This window comes from Mesorhizobium australicum WSM2073 (genome assembly GCF_000230995.2).
In the GTDB taxonomy this organism is placed as follows: Bacteria; Pseudomonadota; Alphaproteobacteria; order Rhizobiales; family Rhizobiaceae; genus Mesorhizobium; species Mesorhizobium australicum.
On sequence record NC_019973.1, the window covers coordinates 2,898,696 to 2,917,579 of the forward strand.

Genomic DNA, 18,884 nt, shown 5'->3' on the forward strand with positions numbered 1-18,884 from the left:
GCCGATTGCGGAAGAGTTAGCTGTCGTCACTGAATTGTCGCAACGACTGCAGTGGGTCGTTTCCGACTAGCGGCTTTCATATTGCCGCGAAATCCGATTCGCCTCAGCATGACCCGGATATGATCGGACCGATTTCGAATGGATCGTGATCGAGCCGAAGTTGCCCAACAACCTGCGACGAGTGCCGCGCGTCGATGACCGGCGGGAGCTCAGCGGCCTCTTCTGGATGCTGCGATCCGGTGCGCCATGGCGCGATCTGCCAGAGTGATACGGCGCGTGCACCACCTGCCACAACCACTTTGTCCGATCGCAAAAAGCAGATGTGTGGGACCGCCTCGTGGCCGCATTGCCAAAGCACATGACGCGGAGGTCCAGATGATCGACACCTCATTGTTCGCGTCCATCAGCAGGGCGCGACGGCAAATGGGGGTCGAGATTATTGTCTTGGTCGTTCTCGAGCCGGGCTGGCAACCAAAATCCATGATCTTGTCGACGCCCAAGCGGATCAAGATGCGCTGACGGCAGGCCGGAAGTGCGACACTGCCTCCGCAGTCGACTTGATCAGGGATTTGCCCGAGCGTGCCATGCTGCTCGCCGTGCGAACGCCTTGCGAGGGATGGCAGTGTGAATACTAGTTGCCGGCCAGTTCTGTGCATTCTTCATGCAGTCCGCCGATTTCCTGACATAAGTCGACCCGCCCAAGGCGATCGTCGCCCTCTTCAATCCCCATACGCCTGTGGTAGGCAGCGACAATATTTTTCAACTGCGATATTCTGCCGGCCCGGTGCCCGCTGGAATATGCCATACCCGCGATGCCACCGCACAAAGCGATTGCGAGCACCGCAGTTTTGCCTTTCATTTAGCTCCGCCCCTGCGAATCGTGTCACGAAGTACGAAGTCGATATTACTCCGCCGACATTGGGAGGACTGCAAATGGAAGATGCATTGGCCGCCCTGTTGACGAGTTTCCACAGGAAGTGGGACACGTGGGCGCCGGCAGCAGGCATGTTTATAGCTATTGCGGCGTGCCTTGTCTGGACAGTCTACCTCCCGATCGTGGGTTTGCGCCACCTGATGGGCTGGTAACTCTGCGACTGAGCGTCGTCTCTCGGCCAGTCGCCGTCCCAAATTATTGGCGCAACAGCGGGCGTGTTGAACGTATCTGCGCCAAGCCAAGCTGGATGGGCTGGATGTCGATGGTCTTGGCCGAGATCGGTCGCCTCAAGCTGCACCACGGCTGCCTTTGGCCGGGTTCAGTCTGGTCGGCCCGACGCTCCCAATCAGGGCATTCGCGGCCGGCGGCTGGAGCCCGCTCGTCTTCATAGACGCCGCTCGTCGCCCCTCACGTGATCTCCTCGTGGCATTGGTCCGCATCGCTGCCGCTATCGGTGCATGCCTGTCAGAGCGCTGGCGCGGTAGAGCGACTTGGCCGCCCAGCTTGGATGATACATTGTCGAGCCTTTCTCCAGCCGAACCAGTGACAATGTGATTGTCTTCGAGCCCCCGAGCCTGGGAAATCGTTCCCTGCCGACGCGCGCGCCGTCGACGCCGGTGCGGGTGATCCATGCGCGACCTGGCCTCGCAGTGCCGCAGCAATACCGCTTGCACGTCTAGAGCCGCGCCAACCGGCCGCCATCCACGTTGAGCGCCGCGCCGTTGACAAAGGCGGCGTCGTCTGAAGCGAGAAAAGCGGCGGCTGCGGCAATCTGCTCCGGCTTGCCGACATCTTCCGGGCTGATGGATTCGACGCCTGACTTGATGTTTGGATTTTCCCAAAGCATCGGTGTGTCGATGGCCCCAGGCAGGATGGCATTGGCGCGTATGCCACGCGCCCGGCCTTCAATCGCCGTGGACCGGGTGAGCGACAGTAGCGCCGCTTTCGCCGCTGCGTAAGGGGCAACATGCGGCGTCGTTTCAAGCGCGTGCACGCTCGAGATGTTCACAATCGACCCGCCATGGGTCATGTGCGCGAATGCCTCACGCGTGAAATGGACTGCCCCCAGCAAGTCCACACTCAGCACCTTCAGCCAGTCGGCGCTGGTGAACGCCTCGATGGGCTTGAACATTATCAGGCCGGCGTTGTTGACGACGATGTCCAACCTGCCAAATCGCGCGAGGGCCAGTTGACAGCACTGCCCGACGGCAATCTCGTCTGAAACGTCGCAAACCGAGACGGCGGTGTCCGGCGCGCCGGCTTTTCGGACTGCCTGTGCGGCCGCCTGCGCACTGCCTCCATCCAGGTCGGCGATGATAACCCGGGCGCCTTCGGCGCCTAAGCGGGTCGCGATGGCCAGCCCAATGCCGCTTGCGGCGCCAGTCACAATCGCGCTCTTGTCAGCCAGGCGCATCGGGTTTCACCTTGTCCTTGGAGGGTTCCAGCGGTTCGGCCCCAGCTTCGGCGATCCGGTCCACATGCAAAAGGCCCCGCGCATAGTCCTGCTGCGCGCGAACACTTGGGTCGTCCTGCTCGGACGGCAAAAAGACGGGCAAAGCGAGGCAGACACTTTGGGTGGCGAGCAGCTTGTTCCAGTTGGCGATGAGCGCCTTGTATGCGGTTCCCACCGCCCTGGGGTTGCGGTCCAGATCATAGAGGCCGACCGCATTGACCCTTCCGTTGTTCTCTCGCAGGGCGCTATCCCAGTCCACCTGATCGGTCAGCGAGTACCAAGTGAAGCCCACGATAGGTATACCATCGTTGCGGATCCTAAGGACGTTGGCCCACTCTTTCCACAACCAGTAAACGGCTTCGTCCCCGTTCGGCCCTTCGCGGATGTTTGTCTCTGTATGCATCACAGGCAGGCGGTAACGGTTGAAATACTGGCGCGTAATTTCGTCATAGCCGAACACCTCGCCGGAAGCCGACGTGGTTCCGTCCGCCCAAACCCGGTGCTCGTTGGTCTGGTAATAGTCAGTGCCCATCACGCAATGCCTGCGCAAATGGTTTTCCAGGAAAAAGCTGTACTCCTGCGCGGTCATCCCGTTTTCGAGCAGGTAGCGATAAGTGCGCGCGTCGACGTCATGCCCGTAATTGAGGTCGAGCGATAGGAAACGCTGGCTATTGAAGCGCTCCGCCTTGCCGATGGCCTCGGGGGAGTCGGCGTGGAAGTATTCCGAGGATTCACTTTGAATGAAGATAGCGTCGGGCCTCACTTGCAGGATTGCCCGCATCGCCACCACGTTGCCCTTCACGATATGCTTGAGGGCGGTGACGAAGGCCGTATCGGTGCTCAGTTGCTCGTTCCACCAACCCCAGCGCGCTGAAAAGGTGGCGCAGATGAACATCTCATTGACCGGCGTGTAGAGCTGGATCCAAGGAAAGCGGGTTGCGAAGTCGTGCGCGTAACGTTCAAACAGCCGCGGAAAATCCGGGTTCTGGAAATTGCCCACCCAGTCTGGAACGCCGAAATGGCAGAGGTCGACGATCGGAAGAACATCCCTGGCCTTCAGGTCAGCGAAGGTCTCATCGGCGAAGGTCCAGTCATAGTGTCCGTCGCCCAACCAGGTCTTGTGAATTGGAGGCCCGTAGCGGAGAAAGCGAAGACCCAGTTCCTGGAGCAGCTCGAAGTCGGTGCGCCATTGCTGGTAGAAGCGACATTTCTCCATTTCGTCGACCCGCTCCCGTCCTCCATTGATCGTGGGAGCGCTGTTTTCAATGCCGGTGGCAAAGACGAAATTGAACATCAAAGGTCCTGAGCAGCCAAGCTGCAGCAATTTCGTAACGTCCAGCTTGCAACGCAGTTCCGGGCCGGCAGGTCAGCACGACTTTCGGCGATACGCGACTACGGTACCGGACGGACGGCGGGTCTCGCCAGCTATATGCGACCTGCGTGTTCAGTTCCTGCCGTTCGAGCCCGGGTGAAGCGGATTGCCGCCGAAGGTGATTGCGTCACATATCCACGCGACGAGATCGCCAGGCGATGTGGGATTGCGATCGTTGATTTTTCCGCCTGGATGGACGGGCGCCAAGGGGAATGCAAAGCGAGGCAGGCATTTATAGGACCAATCTCCCGTTCGATCGAATGATGGCAACTGAGGAACCACCAGTTAGGTTCCAACTGATGCTTTGGCGCGCGCGGTGGTGTTTCGCTCGCTTCGCGCTTTTGCTCGGCACCGGAAATTTCGACAGGTGGAGATGCAATGCGGTGAGGCCGCAGTCTCGAGGTTCAGCGATGGGTCATGTGCAGAGCACGAGGGCGAATTGTCTCCTCGATGCGTTCAGCTCGATTGGACGATGGACTTCTTTTTTGCCGCACGAGACGCGCGGAAGGCGGGCCGAGGCCATCGTCACCCTCTTTCCGTTATGCCTTGTTTTGCTGTTCGCATCTCCCGCACACAGTCAGCGGGCGCCTGACGCCTCAGCGCCTCTCCCAGCCAGCGACAGTTCGTCCGATGCATTTACGGAACACGTCGATGTCGGCAAAGAGCCGGGCAAGGCACCGGCAAGGGCATTCGGATCCCACGCAGTTGGAGAGCTGGTGCCCAGCGAAGCACAGGCACCCGACGCAGAGGCACAAACGCCGCCAGGCGAAAATCAGGAGATGTTACGACGCGAATTGGCTGCCGCGCGAGCGGAGCTAGCCAAGCAAGCACAAGCTCTAAAAGAGCAGCAGCGAAAGGACGAAGCCCTTTCGCTCGATCTGCAGACGGCGCAACGGGCCATCGAAAGCTTCAGGGCCGAAGCCACTCTCTGGGGCGGTGACAAGCCCGCCGCCGGTGCAGCCCAGCCCTCCAAGGACGTCCCCGAGACTGCGGTGACGCAAGCTCTTGACGACGAACGGCACAAGGTTGAGCTCTTGGGACAAGAGCTCACAACGGCTCACCGAACCATCGAGGCCCTCAAGACAGCCGCAAATGCGGCCGCGGTCGAGCTGGCCAACGCCAATAACAACCGTGAGGCGGCCGAAGCAGGTCTACGGCAAACTGGAGAAGCGCTCGAGCTGGAACGCAACCGAGCCGATTCAGCTGCCCGTGACCTCGACGTCGTTCGCAAGGAGCGCGACGCTTCAAACCGGACCTCGGTAGGGTTAAGCGCGGCGCTGGAAGAAGAACGTGAACGGGCGACCGGTCTGGCTCTGAGCCTGAGTGCCGCGCGCGAGGCAATCGACGACCTCGCGACCAGGAACCGGCCTGCGGCTGCAGCGCACTCGCGAATGATCCATAAGCCGGCAGGTGTGGTTGCACGTGCACCACCCAGATCAGGTGTTGAACCGAGGCGCAAACCGGGCTCGCGAGAAAAACAGAAACAGGCTGCTGTCTTGGCCCCGCTCTCTCTTCCCCTCGCATTGCTGCCGACCCGACCACCGAAAGGGCTCGACCCGCGCCAGTGAACAGACCGTGGAGCCGAATATATGCCGAGGTCAACATAGCAATGAAACAGTACGTCGCCGCCGCCCTGATGATCGGGATTGAAATCGGACCTGCCTGCGCTCTCGACAAAGGGGTAGGCGCCAGCGTCGGCGGAATCGGAGTCGGCGCCGGAGTAAACGCCGGTTCGCAAGGCGCTTCGGTCGGGGTGGGAGCGAGGGTCGGCGATGCAGGGGGATCACATGTCGGAGCTTCGGTTAGCGCGGGCAAGGGAGCAGTCGGCGTTGGCGTTGGTGCCAGCGGCAATGTCGGCGACGCAGGCGCAAGCGTTTCGACCAGTATTGGTACGGGCGATGATCCGGCGGCCGACGACGGGTCGCCTACCGGCAGCGGCAGTCCAGCCACCACACCCGAAGGAACGGCTGGGCCCACCGCCGCTGCGGCCGCCAGGAGTGGTAAGCAATCGATTGTCTTGCCACCGATTCTTAAGCCATCCATATCTGCTGAAGGCCGCTTCACCGACGGCTATCCTGTCAAGCCTCAGAGACCCCTGAGATCGAAGCCCGGTATACCAGCTGCTGTTGTGCAAGCCTGCCGCTCCGCGATCACATCCGCCGCCACACCGCTTGGCGCCGTCCGCGTCAGGGCCTTAAGCGCAGGGTTGTTGCATCGACGTGGGGGTACGCTCACGGCACCAATCAAGGTGCAAATAGATTATGCAGGGCAAGGGGGCGTCGAGGTTCGGCAGGCCGAGGTCGATTGTCGACTGGACATGGCGGGCAGGGTCACGGCGATAAAATGAGAACTGGTTGGCCACGTTCGAACGCCGCGCCGTTCGGCTGAATGGGAACTACCGCATTTTGCGATGCTTGTTGCAAAGCCAGTGAACATCGTGATTTCTAAGTGACCACCGGGGGCGGGCCATGGGGCATGTCAGGTACTTCATTTCAAAGACCGGTGACCAATGGCTGGTCCGGTTTGACGGCAAGGACTATCCCTATTCAGCGTATACGGAGGCCGTGCGTGCGGCTGTCAAGGCAGCCAGCAGTGTCTCGGCCACTGGCTACGGTGCCGAGGTATTGGTTCAAGGCGTCGACGGGAAGTGGCGAACGGAATGGCCCATTGATTGAGTCGGAGCGTCCTGCGCTGACGGCTGTGCTGCGCGTTGGCGCTCATCTGTTCGTGTTTGCGGCCGCGCCTTTGTGGCGACCTTTTGATCGGCTCACCTTCGATGGGAAGCTATAGGTCAAGCTGTCGACCAACATAGCTATCCTCCTGACACACGCCGGCGATGCTTGGTCTGCCCGGTAGGCTGCACAATTCAGCTGCGGCACAAGCGCCGTGTGCCTCGTCTCAACCAATATTTCGAAGAACCGATGCGCGGCTTTACTGCGGTGACCAGCCCGGTTCGAAAACATCACATTGGAAACCTTGTAGGAAGTCGGGCGTTATGGCTGACCTCTATCAAGTGAGCCCTCTATCAAGTGAGCAAAGAGTGCCTGACCACGCCAAATCATCGTCAGCCCTCCATGGCGATCCCCCGGCGGCGGCAGCCACCACCGCATGGGCGGATCGCAAGGAGTTGGCGTCGGCGGCGTTCGAGCGCACGCGCATGCCCATCGTCATCACCGATGCTCGGCAGGCTGACAATCCCATCGTGCTGGCCAACAGGGCCTTCCTGGATCTGACCGGCTTTACATCCGATGAAGTCCTGGGTCGAAATTGCCGCTTCCTACAAGGGGAGGGAACATCGCCTACGGCCGTTGCGGAAATTCGAGCGGCGATAGAGCGTCAACGCGAGGCGAATGTAGAGATACTGAACTTCCGCAAGGACGGTTCGCCGTTCTGGAACCAGCTCCATCTGAGCCCCATCAAGGACGATGAAGGCGGCCTCCTCTACTACTTCGCCTCGCAGATCGACGTAACCAAACATCGTATGATCCAGAGCCTGGAGGCGTCGGAGCACCGCCTCCTCATGGAGGTCGATCATCGCGCAAAGAACGTTCTAGCGGTTGTCGATGGTATCGTTCGGCTGAGCAAGGCAGACAGTGCACCGCTCTATGCAGCGGCCGTTCAACGCCGGGTCCAGGCTTTGGCGGTCGCGCACGCCCTATTGGCCGAGCGCGGCTGGCGCGATGTGCCGCTGGACGAAATCGTCTCCAGGCAGGTCGCCCATTTCGCGTCTGGCAGGACAGCAATGACTGGTCCTGAAGTTCTGATCCCAGCGGTGGTCGTTCAACCTCTGGCTCTCGTCGCCCATGAATTGATCGTCAACGCCGCCACCCATGGAGCTCTCGCCCAGGATACGGGGCGGCTGCAGGTCAGCTGGCAGGCGGCCGGCCATCATGGCGGCTTTTACCTGCGGTGGGAAGAAAGCGGCAGACGTAAAGCTGGATCTCCGCCAGGGGAGCCCGGCTTCGGAACGACCATGGTCAATGCAATTGTCCAGAAGCAGCTTCAGGGTGAGATCCTGCGGGATTGGACATCGGACGGTTTGAAAATCAACATAAGCATCCCGGGCACGGCTGCCCTTTCGACAGCCAAGGGTGCCTGAGACGCTCGTTGATCTCAGCCCATTTTCCCATAGCGACATGGCAGGCCGGGCCCCGCTAGACGAACGTTTATCAACAAGTCTGGCCGTGAACTATTTCATCAAGCCGGCAGCGCGAAGGGCGCTTTCGATATGCTGACCAGGCAAAGCCGTTGGACCGCTGCGTGGTTCGAAGGGCGCGTGCGCGACCACCAAAGGGGAGTGTCCAACCGACGTTGCCGGTAAACGCGCATCTGGGGAGGGGCCCGCAGAGCCCGCATCTTCAAGTCCCCAGAATCGGGAGATGAGCGAGGTGGACGATATGCCAGTGTCGATCATAAAGGATCCAGCCTGACTCAATCCGTCCGCGGAGTCCACGGGTGTCCCGTGCGCCATGCCCGAGATCAGGTACGACTCGATGACTTCCTCATTTGCGGCGTTCTTCCAGACATCGCGGCGGTAGCCCTGATGCACCTGTGTCTCGCATTGCCCTCTACTTTGCCCGAACAATGTGAGCCACTGCCCGACGAGCTGATCGGAGTTGATCGGACTGACTGTTGTGTCGGCGCTTCCATGCCACACGGAGAGTTTCGGCCATGGTCCGCAGTGACCGGAAGCTTGCTGGACGGTCGTCGCCAATCGCCTTGCGGTGGGGGCGCCTTGACCTCGCATGCGGTCGAAAGCCTCCGCCAGGTTGTTGGCGCTGCCATAGGGTAGACCGGCTACGATGGCCCCGGCCGCAAAGACTTCAGGGTAAGTCGCCAGCATAGCGGCGGCCATTGCCCCGCCGGCGGAGAGTCCGGTGATAAAAATCCTGGTGCGGTCGATGTCGTGAGCGGTGACCACGGCCTCTATCATTTGGCGGATCGAAAGCGCCTCACCGGAGCCCCGTCGGGTGTCGGCCGGGACAAACCAGTTGAAACAAAGATTGGCATTGTTGCTGCGCTGCTGTTCTGGAAAGAGGACGGCAAAGCCCATGCGATCTGCCGTCCTCGACCAGCCGGCGCCGCGGTCATAGGATGCAGCCGACTGTGTACAGCCATGCAGGACAATCACCAGAGGGGCCTTCGCCGCAAGGTCCTTGGGGCGGTATGTCCAGGCCCGCAACTTTCCGGGGTTTGACCCGAACACCTGGAGTTCGGAAATGCGCTCGTTTTCGTCAGGACCATTCAAGACGCCATCCATCTGTTTTCGCCGAGCTGCCAAGCGTGCAATGGTATCGGCGAGACTTCTCATGTCGGTATCCTTTGGCGGGCGGGTCCAACAAGCGGAACGCCGTGTTTCCAGGTTGGTTGCTGCAGTGCAGCATAATTGCTTGCAACCACGATCCGCATGGGGTGGTGGGGGGCCTCTGCCTCCGCGAGATAAAAGCCCCGCGCCTTTCTCAAACCGTGCTGCGTCAGGCCTTCCACAAGTCCGGACAACTTTGCCTCAACGGGCCATCATCCGGGCTAGACATTGCGCCGAGGCCGCCGTCCGACGATCGCCAAAACGGCTTTGCCGCGCCGGCAATGATTCCGGCTTCGGTCGAAGCAAGTCGAAACGGGTTGACACGGGGCATGCCGTCTCGCCGTGGACGACGGCCAGAAGTGCCACGCGGGAGCGGAACATCAGAGCTTGCTAACGGTTCTACTTGGTGGATTTCCAATTGAGAGGACGATCGTGTCAGCCTTTGAATTCGTCTATTTTTCTGGTCTCACGGGGAATGATCTCCTGGGCGGTGTCGTCTCGTTGTTGGCGTGCTGTGTTCTCTACAACGTTATCGCGGAGGATCGCCCGCACCGGTGAGCCCGGACCGCAACAGGTGGATCCTAGATCGGCCGCTCTCCACATTCGAGGTCGCATGCGGATGATTTCTATTTCCCATCGTGGGACCCACTCCGTCAGCTCTCGTCGGCCGATGCCAGCACTTGCGGACTACCGCAGCCACCCGCCCGCAGTTTCTCTCCGCATTGAGGACCCCCCCCGCTGCAGCCCGTGAGGAAGACTTACGAGGGACGCGTTCTGAGCAAACCTGCACGCCTGTCTGCCTTGTGAGCACGACATCTCCGGCCATGATCGTGACCAACCGGCTGACACAAACAAGACCGTGGCATTCCGCCAATCAAGCCCGCTGGCGGCCTGCGGAACTTTCCTGCGCGGAGCGAATTGAGCCACGGCGGCCGATTCCCTATCAGAATCCGCCGCTGACCAAAGACCCAATCTTGGTCGGCCCGCGACTCCTCAGGAAGGCGCGGGCCAATACTTTGGCACTTTGGCAGGATTCGGGTGCGCGGCCTCGGGGTGATTTGAGTACCATGTGAGACAGCGGCTCGCGGAAATCAAAGCTGGTCTTGCCCTTCGCAGAGACCCGCGAGCGAAGGGTAGGACTTCGCCAGGGCAGGGCAGTTTGTGCGTTGCCTCAGGGCTGCCGAGCAGGCGCGGAGCCCGGAGATCTGCCGTGCTCTCGCGAAAACAGAACCGTCATGAGATCAAGATTGTGTAGGACGAGGTGCGCTTGCAGGAACTTTTCGCACCCATTTCTGAACTACAAGACCGATATGCTCATTCTGGATGATGAACTAGCCGGCGGCGGCCGCAGGGCCGTCGGCGTCACAGGACAGGATGACGGTCACACGACCGAGCGCAGGCGCATGGATTAGGCGTGGCTGTCCGGGGAGGATCGCGACGATGATGAGTCCCGCTCCTCCTCGACGTTGAAAACGATGCTTGCTCGAAAGGCAAGATCGCCGCCCTCGTCTCGTACGACGATCGCCAATTTGTGGTGATCACCGTCTGGAAGGGCGTCTTTGGTCATCTCCGCCAAAGCTTTGATCGCCTCATATTTGACCGCGGCAAGGTCTTGGCATTCCGTTCCCTCATCGTCAGGGAATATCGTTCCGTTGTCGTCGAAGTCGAAATAGTAGAGCGCCATCGCCGACCGAACTGGAGGGCTCGGCGTTTGTTCCTCGCTCTGGCCCTGATGATCCATTACAGGAGACAGCGTCAACCACTCTCGCACGCGTGAAAAGCGCAACACCAGCCCTCGGCGAGGCTCCGCGCCCATTACGCTTCAGTGCCTTCATTTGTGCGACTATGAGAAGCGGGTGCGCGGCCAAGTTCAGCCCAGTGCAATGCCTGTGCGGACAATCCCGAGCTTCAGTGTCGCGAAAGATGGTATCGTGCCAAATTGCCTGTAGCGGCGTCGAACTTCTCCGGCCAATCAGCTGGACCCCGTGTCTGGTTCGGTTTGGCCGACCGTGCGGATGCTCCGACTAACCGATCGAACATTCGACGTCCGCTGAAATATCCCCGAGATGAGGCGATCGATGGCCGATTGACTGCGGGGCTGGCAAGCAGAGTTTCGTCGGCTCGGCGCCCGGAAGGAGAGTTGCCTGAAGACGCCGAGCCTAGCCAGCGAGATTAGCGGGGGGCCGCGTCCTCTCGCCGGCTAAGAGGTTATGCGCTCTCTTAGGCACTCGTGAAGCATTCGAATGCACTAAGAGGCCGGGACATTTCTGCCTGAAATCCGACTTGCTTAGCCATTTCATCTCGGGAGGAATAAACTGGGCTGTTCAATCGTCTGCTCGAGAAGGACCTGACCCTATAGTCTCGGCACTGCATAGCCCAGCTGGCCCGGACGGGCTTGGATTAAGGCCGTTACGACGTTCACCTGCAGTCGCTTCACCAAAGGGTAGGCTTCTCTCACCAGCGAGAAGCCTGCGATGTTGCCAGGGGGGCAGCGATTTCTGATCTCTCCTGGAACATTGTGGGGGTCGAAGCACTTCGGCAGTTGCACTGTTCTCCATTCTCAGTGCGTATTCCCATGGTGTTTGTCTCGCCCGCTGCTGAAAGGTGGCGGGCCTTTTTTATTTTCGGCCGAGAAATGCTTGAGCGTCTTTCTGAGGACTCCTGGTCAACCCTCTGGCCACACCAGACCGTCATAGTAATGTTGCAGGGCGGATGATGCCGCCCGTCGCGCGACATGAGTTTCCATCCTGATCGCGTTGCGCTCGATGTCGATAACATCCCGCAGCCTGAGTGCGGCCGCTGGACCCGAGCTTCGACACGTGCGTAACTGCCAACCCTGCGGTGCATGAGATTGGTGCCGCAGGCGACCTCCTGAACATGCGCAGCCGCGGCCCAGTTCACGGCAATGCGGCCACCGAGCTCGTTTCTGGAACATGTGTCGGGACATCCCGGAGCCTGACGCTTATCCTGCTGCGGCGCCTTCCCCATCTGCCGCGGGCCAAGCCGCTGCCTTTTATGCAACATGTGGGAACCTGATATTCGTCGGCTGGTTCGAGAGGCGGCAGCTCCCGTGCTGCTGGTCAGGTCCCCAATACTTGGCCGGGCCCGCTTCCCTCGCCAGTGAGGCGGGCCCACTGCATCGGCAAAGGCGTCCGGCGCCATCGTTTGGAAGATGACCATAACTGGTTGGGCGCCCGTGGGCGCGGGTGACGATTTTTAAGGGACCGATATGCGTCGCAAGATCGACAAGCTAAGGCACGAACGGACTGACCGGGAATCTCGCGTCGTCATCGAGGCGGAGCATAAAGCTAGCGAAGCGAAGACGACAAACGGGTCGGTTCTGACGTTGAAGAGGAGCCAATGGTACTGCTCGATCTAGAAGAAGGTCTCGAAGAAGCTGGCTTCCCGTCTGCTGGTATGAGTAGCGCCACGTAAGATCTGTCTTCGATACCGACCCGGACTTGATCAGCGCTCTTATCTCGGACATCCGGCTGGGTGATGGACAATCCGGTTGGGAAGTTGCCCGGCATGTGCAGCAATCCAATGCGATGATCCCGGTTGTCTATATAAGCGGGGACAGTGTTCCTGGCATTGGGGCGCCGAGGGTGTCCTAGAAAGTATCATCACGAAGCCGTTTTGCTTTGCCTCAGGCCATCACCGCCCTTTCCATGCTGCTCAACCAGCAACATCCGCACCAAACGAGCCAGGCGCGTAGGCGCTCTCGATTGCCTCACGCGCGTACGCGCCAAAAGGTCGAGGCGGTGCCTTCTGCTAATCTGGCAATGCCTTACCAGTTGTTTGGTGAGTAGCCCGGGGCCTCACCGCGCAATACGGCCCACAGCCCACCCGAGCGAGATAGCCACGACGAACCCCAGAAGTACGGCCGTAAAGAACCACATGAGGCGTTCCTTCGCTCGTTGTACGAGCATCAACGCGGCAAGCGATTTATAGTTGCAGGTCCGCGGGGCAGCGGTCCGCTCGGGCGCCCGCCGACGCCGTGGAGCCGCATATCTGGTGGTCGGTCTCTCAGTGGGTCCTTGTTGGACGTAGTTGCCACCCCTCGATGGACCGTTCCAGGTCGGTGGATCTCGATTGCGTGGTGGTAGGCGTCGCCCAGGAAAGCAGGGCAAGGCTGACCGAGAAGGAGATCAGCAAGGCGAAGGCGGTCGCGAGCAAGACATGGTCCCTGTTGAAAGCGGGTACAACCACCGCCAATCCGGTTCGTTCATTCGCAGTCTGCTTGCTCGTGAGTCATGGTTACCGCGCCGTTAAGAACGGCCGCGCGCCTTTGCAACTTGGAGGCAGCCTAGGGCTGGGCGGCGAGCCCCTTCAGCAGCTTTCTAAACGCCGCCGGATTGCCAATAACCGCTCTGCCTCACTTGGAACCTTTTTTCGCCGCGCGGATTGCTGTGCATGACAAAAACCCCAGAAGTTGCTCCGCCCATCCTAGCCGAGACCAGCCCGGACCGTCCTGTCAATTGCGAGGTCGCTCTGGAATCCGCCTTCGCGGCCCTTGTCGCCACCTCCATCGGCCAGGGATGGACCCCGGAAGAGACGGCCGAAACGCTGCACAAGCTGGCCATGGAGCATCTCGAACAGCTCAAGGCCATAACGGCCTAATCGCTCCGGCGTGGCTCCGGAATTTTGACACGCCACATGTCGAATTATTTGCATTCAAATGAATTTCACGACGCTATAGATGCTGCCTCAACGTTCTGGGAGGAGAGCATGGCTCCGCATGAGCAGCATGCCGTTGAAATTATCCGCGAGAAGAAATGGACCGTGCGTGTAACCGCCTATGGCAGCGCCATCACGTTCACTTTCGAATCTGAAGAGTACGCTCGCTCATACGCGGACGGGCAGGCGTTCCGCCTCGGAGTCGACGTTGTCGAATTCAAGAAATGCGCCTAGCTGCAGATCAGCGAACTTTTTCCCGCAGTTCCTGTTGGCCCTGAGGGGGAACTTCGGACGCAACGGCTTCAGATCGCCACCCTGCTCAGGCCCAGCCTGCGCAGGCAGTCGGCCGGCGCCAGGATGCGGGCAGGCGGTCGTAACGGTCGCCATCTGTCGTTGGGCTCACAGCTCGCGATCGCCAGCGCGCGCACGAGTTCGCCGGTTGCGTTATCGGAATACTTCCTCTCAAACTAGACTTCGGGAAACTGTCATGGACTTCATGGCCCTGGGAGGGTGTTTCCTTTTATACCGGCTCCAAAATTCTGCCGTTTGAAGTCGCCGTCGACGGTACCAGAGAACCCGGGCTTTATCGCGGGGAAGTATGCCATTGCTGCCGATGGGCTCACGGCGAGCATTGACGGCTAGTTGGCCAGCCCCTTCCCGAGTTCAGCCCCGCGCCGGACTCAGCCCGCCGAGGCGAAGCGGCATGCTGTGCAACAAAGCGAAGCGAACCACGTTGCCCCCTCAGGAGTGGAGGAACGAAGATGGCAGACGACAAGAGCAAGAGAGACTCTCGGGACCGGAACCGCGTCTCGGTCGAAGAAGACTACGAGGTGCGATATCTCGCTGAGAAAGCCGCGATTACGGCCCAGCAGGTCCGCGACCTCATTAAGCAAAACGGTAATAACCGCGGCACGCTGGAACGCGGAGCGAAGAACTCAAAGGCTCGCTGAGGCCAAGATGGCAAGGTACCAGGTGGAAGAGATCTACGGTGACACCGTCGTGTCGTCTGGCGTCGTCGTGGAGGACGATCCGATGAAAGCAGCCGAACAGGCTGCCGGGCAAAGAGTGTCCCTAAGCCCGCCGACCGGGGGCGTCGATGAGTTTCTTCGCGGCTTGGACGAGCCGGACGCAATAAGTTTGTACGGCAGAAAACCAGACCTTCACACAGGCGCTCAACGACGCACCGCGCGACGTTCTACACCGACTTTGCCCAAGATTGACCAGCGGCGACGGGCTGCGCTTGAAAGTTGTTCAAACAACTCTCCAGCGCCTCGATCCGGTAACGCATCAAAAGGGCGCAAGACTTGGGCCGGCGGCACAAAAAGCTTGACGCACCTTCGATGCGGGCGAGGTCTGCCGGCGCGCTCGACCTAGCCACCAGCGGGGCAGGATGCCGCCGCCGAGTTCCTGCTTGGTCGTGTACCCGGACTTAACTATGCGGGCCTCTTCCCAGATGCTCTTCGACAACTGCATGACACGCCTGCTGAATGGGTAAGCGCAGTCAATCCGGCTCCCGCGTTAGACGCATGGAGCCGGACCAAAGAGCGATCAGTCCTCCTGCTGGATAACGACGGGCCGATTGTGGTGGTGACGGTGCATCGAGCGAGTGATGACGACGGTATCACGGCGGTGATGCCGATGGCGCCACGAGCGATGGCCGTTGTCATAGAATGCTTCCTGGCCGTGATGTCGGTGGTGAAGACGGCCACCTTCGTCATTGTATATGACGGTGGCACCATGGTGATGTCGGTGATGTGTTGAAACCACCACGTCAGCCTCGGCAGCAGAAGCGACCACCGGAGCCGCAAGCGAAAGAGCCAAAGCGCTCAGAATCAAGACCTTCATTTTGCTATTCCTGTATGCCTGAAACACGTCCCTTCACGAAGCCAACGAGGCAGGGGTGTCTTTGTTCCGGTCTGTCCCCCGGGTTCGTAGGGGCCATCCCTCCAAAGCTGACTCGCGTCGATGCGCACCGTTTGATCGGTTAGGCCACGTGTGGACGAAGCCGATGCGGGGGACTGGAACAGGTGTGAAGGTGATCCCGGTTTGCGGCTTGGGTTCACCGGTCTGGCGATGCGGCGGGCGTTTCTTGTCAGCCCGCGGCAGGCGAAGCGGGCCCGGGTGCGTTGCCGCCTTGGTTCTGCTCGGGGGCAACCTGCGGTGTCGGTTGCCGCGAAGCGTTTGACAAGGGTGCGAATATAAAGAAGGCGAGAAGGCCTAGAAAAACCAGGGCGATCACGACCACGGCCCAGCTCGCGATCCGAGCTGTACCTCGCCGTTCCTGATTGCGTGAGAGATCGTTGGTCATTGAGTGTCCTTTCGGGATCGAATGGTCGGATCCCATCGGCGCCCGAACTTCAATTGAGCGCTGATGTTCCTTTCATTCGGAAAGACCAATGCTAATGTCAGGCTGATCCCGAAGGATCACTTGCCAAGGCAGAGAGCAGCGCGCCGCGCCGAGCAAGAGGTCGACGTGAAGGCTTCCCGCGGAAGCGGCTGCATGGAACAATCCATCATGCCCAGATTTCTCGGAGCCGCCGGCCACAGCGTGGAGAATGCTCCAAGCCATTGGATGGCCGCAAAAGTGACGGCGCTGCTGCGCCGCGAACTCCCGCCAGCCACATCCGCCTCACCTGGCATCGTCAACACCCCTGATTTGCGCCGGGTTGCCCGGTGTTCTTTCGGCGATTTGAATCGGCACACCAGTCCACTGCCAAACGGTCGTAGCTGGTGTGCGAAAGAACTGGATGTGGCCACGGGTGCCGGCAACCTCTATCCGCGGCCATGACTCTGCGATGCTGTTCCGGTCAGTGCCGTAGGACCGTATTGCCTGAGCAAGGACGACGATCGTGTCGTATCCTTCCAGAGCAACGAAGGAGGGCGCCTCGCCCAACTTCTCCCGCAGGGCCCTTTCGACGCGTGAGCCTAGCGGGTCGAGGTGTCCGGGTCGATAGCGCAGGAAGGGGATCGCAGCGCTATCTTCGCCTAGCAATGTGGCCCATTCAGCGAATTCTGGTTGCCCAGCTGGAGCGCCGATCTTGATCGTGGACAGGCGACCGTCATTGCGAACTGACTTGACGATTGAGATTGCTGGCTCTGGCTGGCCTACAAGAAGAAGAAGCACTGTCGCGCGATGGTGGATGAGTTGGTCGCACAACATTGACGGGTCCAGCGAGCTCATGCTGATGTCCGATAACGTCGCGCCGTTGGCTTCAAGGTGATCACGCAGAATGTGAACGCCAGATGCCCAGTAGACGCTCTGCTGCGATGCAACTGCGATCCGATCGTGACCAGCGCGCGACAGGAAGTCGGCATATGTTTGCCAGCCGCGAGACTGCGGCGGGGCAAGACGTGCGACCCACTTGGTTGCTTGATCCGTTAGCCTGTCGAGTACCGCCGACGAACAGAGAAAAGGGAGTCCGAGCTCGTCGGCCCTGACAGCCGCCGCGCGAGCAACGACACTGTGATACTCTCCCGCTATCGCTACCACGCCCAAACGGGCCAGTTCATCCACTGCCGCGACGGCCTTCTGTGGATCGGCTGCAGTGTCTCGCACGAGCAGCTCAAGCGCCTTGCCGCCGACGCCACCAGCGCTATTGATTTCGCTGACAGCTAGCTGAAGGCCCGCAAGCAAATGTCTGCCTGCCTCAACCCAGCCGGGGCGAGTCAAAGGGACGAGTGCTCCGATTGTGGTCGTTTCTTCGGAGCCCGGATCAGTCGATGCCATTCAGTATCTCCTGGTTACGCAATCCTCACCGCGTGCCCAGCTACAGCGCACATGCCTCGACCGATAGAGACAGTCGGACCTAACTCCAACGATCTGTACCATCGCCACTGCCGACACAGTTCCGATGCGGCAGGTCTTAGTGGACTGGCTACCGGCGTCGACAATCCCGCCGCCACCGACACGAGGCAAAGTTCGATGGCCACTGCTCGCAGATCCTAAACGCTTGTACTGAGTGACGCTTAGCGGGTTGTGAGGCAGAGGGTGTGCCAAATTCACCGTCTGAGCAGTAAATGCCCGAAAAACACTTGGTCGTTGACGCCTGTTTGGGCATCTGGTCCGGGCTGATTTGCGGCCAATTCCAGGCAGCTAGTGGAGACTAGGTGTTGAGACCCCCGGAACGGTGAGTGTGTTGTGTTTGCTTGGGGCGCGGCGGTCGATTGGCCTTCATCCTGCCAAAGGAGACGGTCCGGAACCTTGCTACCCCGATTACGTTTTGACTTCATATCAGACGAAGGAGGCCACACATGGACTGGAACCGCGTCGAAGGGAACTGGAAGCAGGTCAAAGGCAAGGTCAAGGAACAGTGGGGCAAACTCACCGACGACGATCTCGACCGCATCGCCGGCAAGCGCGATCAGCTCGAAGGCAAGATTCAGGAACGTTACGGCCTGGAGAAGGATCGCGTCCGCCGTGACGTAGACGATTGGTACGGCATGCAGGGCTGGTAACCATTCGCCAAAGAAGCCCCACAGCCCGCGGCTCTGGCGGACGATCTGCGCCGATGGGATAGCGCGGGCTCTTCGCCTTTAGCATTTTTTACTCGTCCACGAGGCCGGGCTTCAGCCATTCGGCCTTGTCACTCACCGGGTCACCAGCCTTGCCTTGCACGCAATTGTGGAAGCGATTGCGCTTGTCTGACGAACGCACCGCAGGCTGAGCGGCTGCTCAAGAGCTTATGCGAAATTCCGCGCAGGCCGCTTTCAGCGGCTCGATGACCATCAGTCATACTGCCGCTCGGCAGCGCCCCCTGTGTCCTTCCAGCACACGCACTCTGGCATTCGTCTTGCAAAGCCGCTTCATCTTGGGAGAAGATGAAATGGCTCTATCCAATCAGCTGCTTGAGGAAGACCTGACCTTTCAGTGTCCGAGCTGCAAAACCCCACTGGTCAGGAAAGGCTCCTGGGTCAAGTCCGTAACGACGTTCACCTGCAAGCGATGCGGCGAAAGGGTACGGCTCTCGTACAGCGAGAAGCTTGAAATTTTTCGGTTGGGTGCCGCTGCGCGCGACACTGGAAGCTAACGTCGCGTTGTCTTCGTTGCGCATGTGTTTAAACGACGCCGGCCGATGGCCACGATGCTAATTTCAATAAGCTGGCAAAGGTCAGTTAGGCTCGGCGGTTTGCCCCTGCGAGAGAA

At 60.0% G+C, this 18,884-nt stretch carries 15 protein-coding genes and 1 pseudogene; 9 read left to right on the forward strand and 7 right to left on the reverse strand.

The window, feature by feature from the left end:
- Window positions 1-142 precede the first annotated feature (142 nt).
- Window positions 143-551, forward strand: a pseudogene (locus MESAU_RS31895) (IS5 family transposase); the annotation flags it as partial.
- A gap of 80 nt (window positions 552-631) precedes the next feature.
- Here the strand turns inward: MESAU_RS31895 and MESAU_RS13845 are convergent.
- The 3 genes from MESAU_RS13845 to MESAU_RS13855 all read right to left on the reverse strand — a co-directional run bounded on the left by MESAU_RS13845 (window position 632) and on the right by MESAU_RS13855 (window position 3,681).
- Window positions 632-859 carry a hypothetical protein gene (locus MESAU_RS13845; RefSeq protein ID WP_015316642.1) on the reverse strand — a complete coding sequence of 76 codons (228 nt, stop codon included), beginning with the start codon at window positions 857-859 and terminating at the stop codon, window positions 632-634.
- A gap of 751 nt (window positions 860-1,610) precedes the next feature.
- A complete protein-coding gene (locus tag MESAU_RS13850) occupies window positions 1,611-2,348 on the reverse strand; it encodes an SDR family NAD(P)-dependent oxidoreductase (RefSeq protein WP_015316644.1) in 738 nt (245 codons plus the stop codon).
- Complete coding sequence (locus MESAU_RS13855) at window positions 2,335-3,681, reverse strand: family 1 glycosylhydrolase (RefSeq protein ID WP_015316645.1); 1,347 nt, start codon at window positions 3,679-3,681, stop codon at window positions 2,335-2,337. Before MESAU_RS13855 ends, MESAU_RS13850 begins: the two co-directional genes overlap by 14 nt.
- A 794-nt stretch (window positions 3,682-4,475) precedes the next feature.
- Here MESAU_RS13855 and MESAU_RS31200 point away from each other — a divergent pair.
- The 3 genes from MESAU_RS31200 to lov all read left to right on the forward strand — a co-directional run bounded on the left by MESAU_RS31200 (window position 4,476) and on the right by lov (window position 7,858).
- Window positions 4,476-5,327 (forward strand): hypothetical protein, encoded by an 852-nt coding sequence (locus MESAU_RS31200; protein ID WP_157163643.1) that lies wholly within the window; start codon window positions 4,476-4,478, stop codon window positions 5,325-5,327.
- Between the two features lie 900 nt (window positions 5,328-6,227).
- The gene (locus MESAU_RS32390) at window positions 6,228-6,434 is read left to right on the forward strand and encodes a DUF2188 domain-containing protein (protein ID WP_015316648.1); all 207 of its coding nucleotides are present in this window, start codon (window positions 6,228-6,230) and stop codon (window positions 6,432-6,434) included.
- Window positions 6,435-6,754: 320 nt separating this feature from the next.
- A complete protein-coding gene (lov, locus tag MESAU_RS13870) occupies window positions 6,755-7,858 on the forward strand; it encodes a blue-light-activated histidine kinase (RefSeq protein ID WP_015316649.1) in 1,104 nt (367 codons plus the stop codon).
- A 90-nt stretch (window positions 7,859-7,948) separates the two neighbouring features.
- Here the strand turns inward: lov and MESAU_RS13875 are convergent, their stop codons facing one another.
- Window positions 7,949-9,070, reverse strand: a complete 1,122-nt coding sequence (locus MESAU_RS13875; protein ID WP_015316650.1) for an extracellular catalytic domain type 1 short-chain-length polyhydroxyalkanoate depolymerase — start codon at window positions 9,068-9,070, stop codon at window positions 7,949-7,951.
- Between the two features lie 1,402 nt (window positions 9,071-10,472).
- Window positions 10,473-10,823, reverse strand: coding sequence for a DUF6894 family protein (locus MESAU_RS13880; protein ID WP_157163644.1), 351 nt, complete (start codon window positions 10,821-10,823; stop codon window positions 10,473-10,475).
- 2,322 nt (window positions 10,824-13,145) lie between these two features.
- Between MESAU_RS13880 and MESAU_RS31205 the strand changes: the two genes are divergently transcribed.
- The 4 genes from MESAU_RS31205 to MESAU_RS13895 all read left to right on the forward strand — a co-directional run bounded on the left by MESAU_RS31205 (window position 13,146) and on the right by MESAU_RS13895 (window position 14,691).
- The gene (locus MESAU_RS31205) at window positions 13,146-13,481 is read left to right on the forward strand and encodes a hypothetical protein (RefSeq protein WP_157163645.1); all 336 of its coding nucleotides are present in this window, start codon (window positions 13,146-13,148) and stop codon (window positions 13,479-13,481) included.
- Complete coding sequence (locus MESAU_RS13885; protein WP_015316653.1) at window positions 13,478-13,684, forward strand: hypothetical protein; 207 nt, start codon at window positions 13,478-13,480, stop codon at window positions 13,682-13,684. Before MESAU_RS31205 ends, MESAU_RS13885 begins: the two co-directional genes overlap by 4 nt.
- Window positions 13,685-13,720: 36 nt before the next feature.
- Window positions 13,721-13,975: a hypothetical protein gene (locus tag MESAU_RS13890; RefSeq protein ID WP_224592417.1), complete on the forward strand. Its 255-nt coding sequence runs from the start codon at window positions 13,721-13,723 to the stop codon at window positions 13,973-13,975.
- Window positions 13,976-14,502: 527 nt separating this feature from the next.
- Window positions 14,503-14,691: a DUF3606 domain-containing protein gene (locus MESAU_RS13895; protein WP_015316656.1), complete on the forward strand. Its 189-nt coding sequence runs from the start codon at window positions 14,503-14,505 to the stop codon at window positions 14,689-14,691.
- Window positions 14,692-15,289: 598 nt separating this feature from the next.
- Here the strand turns inward: MESAU_RS13895 and MESAU_RS30160 are convergent.
- The gene (locus MESAU_RS30160) at window positions 15,290-15,586 is read right to left on the reverse strand and encodes a hypothetical protein (protein WP_083882993.1); all 297 of its coding nucleotides are present in this window, start codon (window positions 15,584-15,586) and stop codon (window positions 15,290-15,292) included.
- Window positions 15,587-16,370: 784 nt separating this feature from the next.
- On the reverse strand, window positions 16,371-17,468 hold the full coding sequence (locus MESAU_RS13900; RefSeq protein WP_015316661.1) for an ABC transporter substrate-binding protein: 1,098 nt from the start codon (window positions 17,466-17,468) through the stop codon (window positions 16,371-16,373).
- Window positions 17,469-17,992: 524 nt separating this feature from the next.
- Here MESAU_RS13900 and MESAU_RS13905 point away from each other — a divergent pair.
- Entirely contained in the window at window positions 17,993-18,196 is a 204-nt protein-coding gene (locus MESAU_RS13905) for a CsbD family protein (protein ID WP_015316662.1), read from the forward strand.
- Window positions 18,197-18,884 lie beyond the last annotated feature (688 nt).

What these genes read in the sequence shown, in the direction of transcription:
- MESAU_RS13845 (WP_015316642.1), bottom strand. Translation starts at nt 859, where the DNA reads ATGAAAGGCAAAACTGCGGTGCTCGCAATCGCTTTGTGCGGTGGCATC.
- MESAU_RS13850 (WP_015316644.1), bottom strand. Translation starts at nt 2,348, where the DNA reads ATGCGCCTGGCTGACAAGAGCGCGATTGTGACTGGCGCCGCAAGCGGC.
- MESAU_RS13855 (WP_015316645.1), bottom strand. Translation starts at nt 3,681, where the DNA reads ATGTTCAATTTCGTCTTTGCCACCGGCATTGAAAACAGCGCTCCCACG.
- MESAU_RS32390 (WP_015316648.1), top strand. Translation starts at nt 6,228, where the DNA reads ATGGGGCATGTCAGGTACTTCATTTCAAAGACCGGTGACCAATGGCTG.
- lov (WP_015316649.1), top strand. Translation starts at nt 6,755, where the DNA reads ATGGCTGACCTCTATCAAGTGAGCCCTCTATCAAGTGAGCAAAGAGTG.
- MESAU_RS13875 (WP_015316650.1), bottom strand. Translation starts at nt 9,070, where the DNA reads ATGAGAAGTCTCGCCGATACCATTGCACGCTTGGCAGCTCGGCGAAAA.
- MESAU_RS13885 (WP_015316653.1), top strand. Translation starts at nt 13,478, where the DNA reads ATGACAAAAACCCCAGAAGTTGCTCCGCCCATCCTAGCCGAGACCAGC.
- MESAU_RS13890 (WP_224592417.1), top strand. Translation starts at nt 13,721, where the DNA reads ATGTCGAATTATTTGCATTCAAATGAATTTCACGACGCTATAGATGCT.
- MESAU_RS13895 (WP_015316656.1), top strand. Translation starts at nt 14,503, where the DNA reads ATGGCAGACGACAAGAGCAAGAGAGACTCTCGGGACCGGAACCGCGTC.
- MESAU_RS30160 (WP_083882993.1), bottom strand. Translation starts at nt 15,586, where the DNA reads ATGAAGGTCTTGATTCTGAGCGCTTTGGCTCTTTCGCTTGCGGCTCCG.
- MESAU_RS13900 (WP_015316661.1), bottom strand. Translation starts at nt 17,468, where the DNA reads ATGGCATCGACTGATCCGGGCTCCGAAGAAACGACCACAATCGGAGCA.
- MESAU_RS13905 (WP_015316662.1), top strand. Translation starts at nt 17,993, where the DNA reads ATGGACTGGAACCGCGTCGAAGGGAACTGGAAGCAGGTCAAAGGCAAG.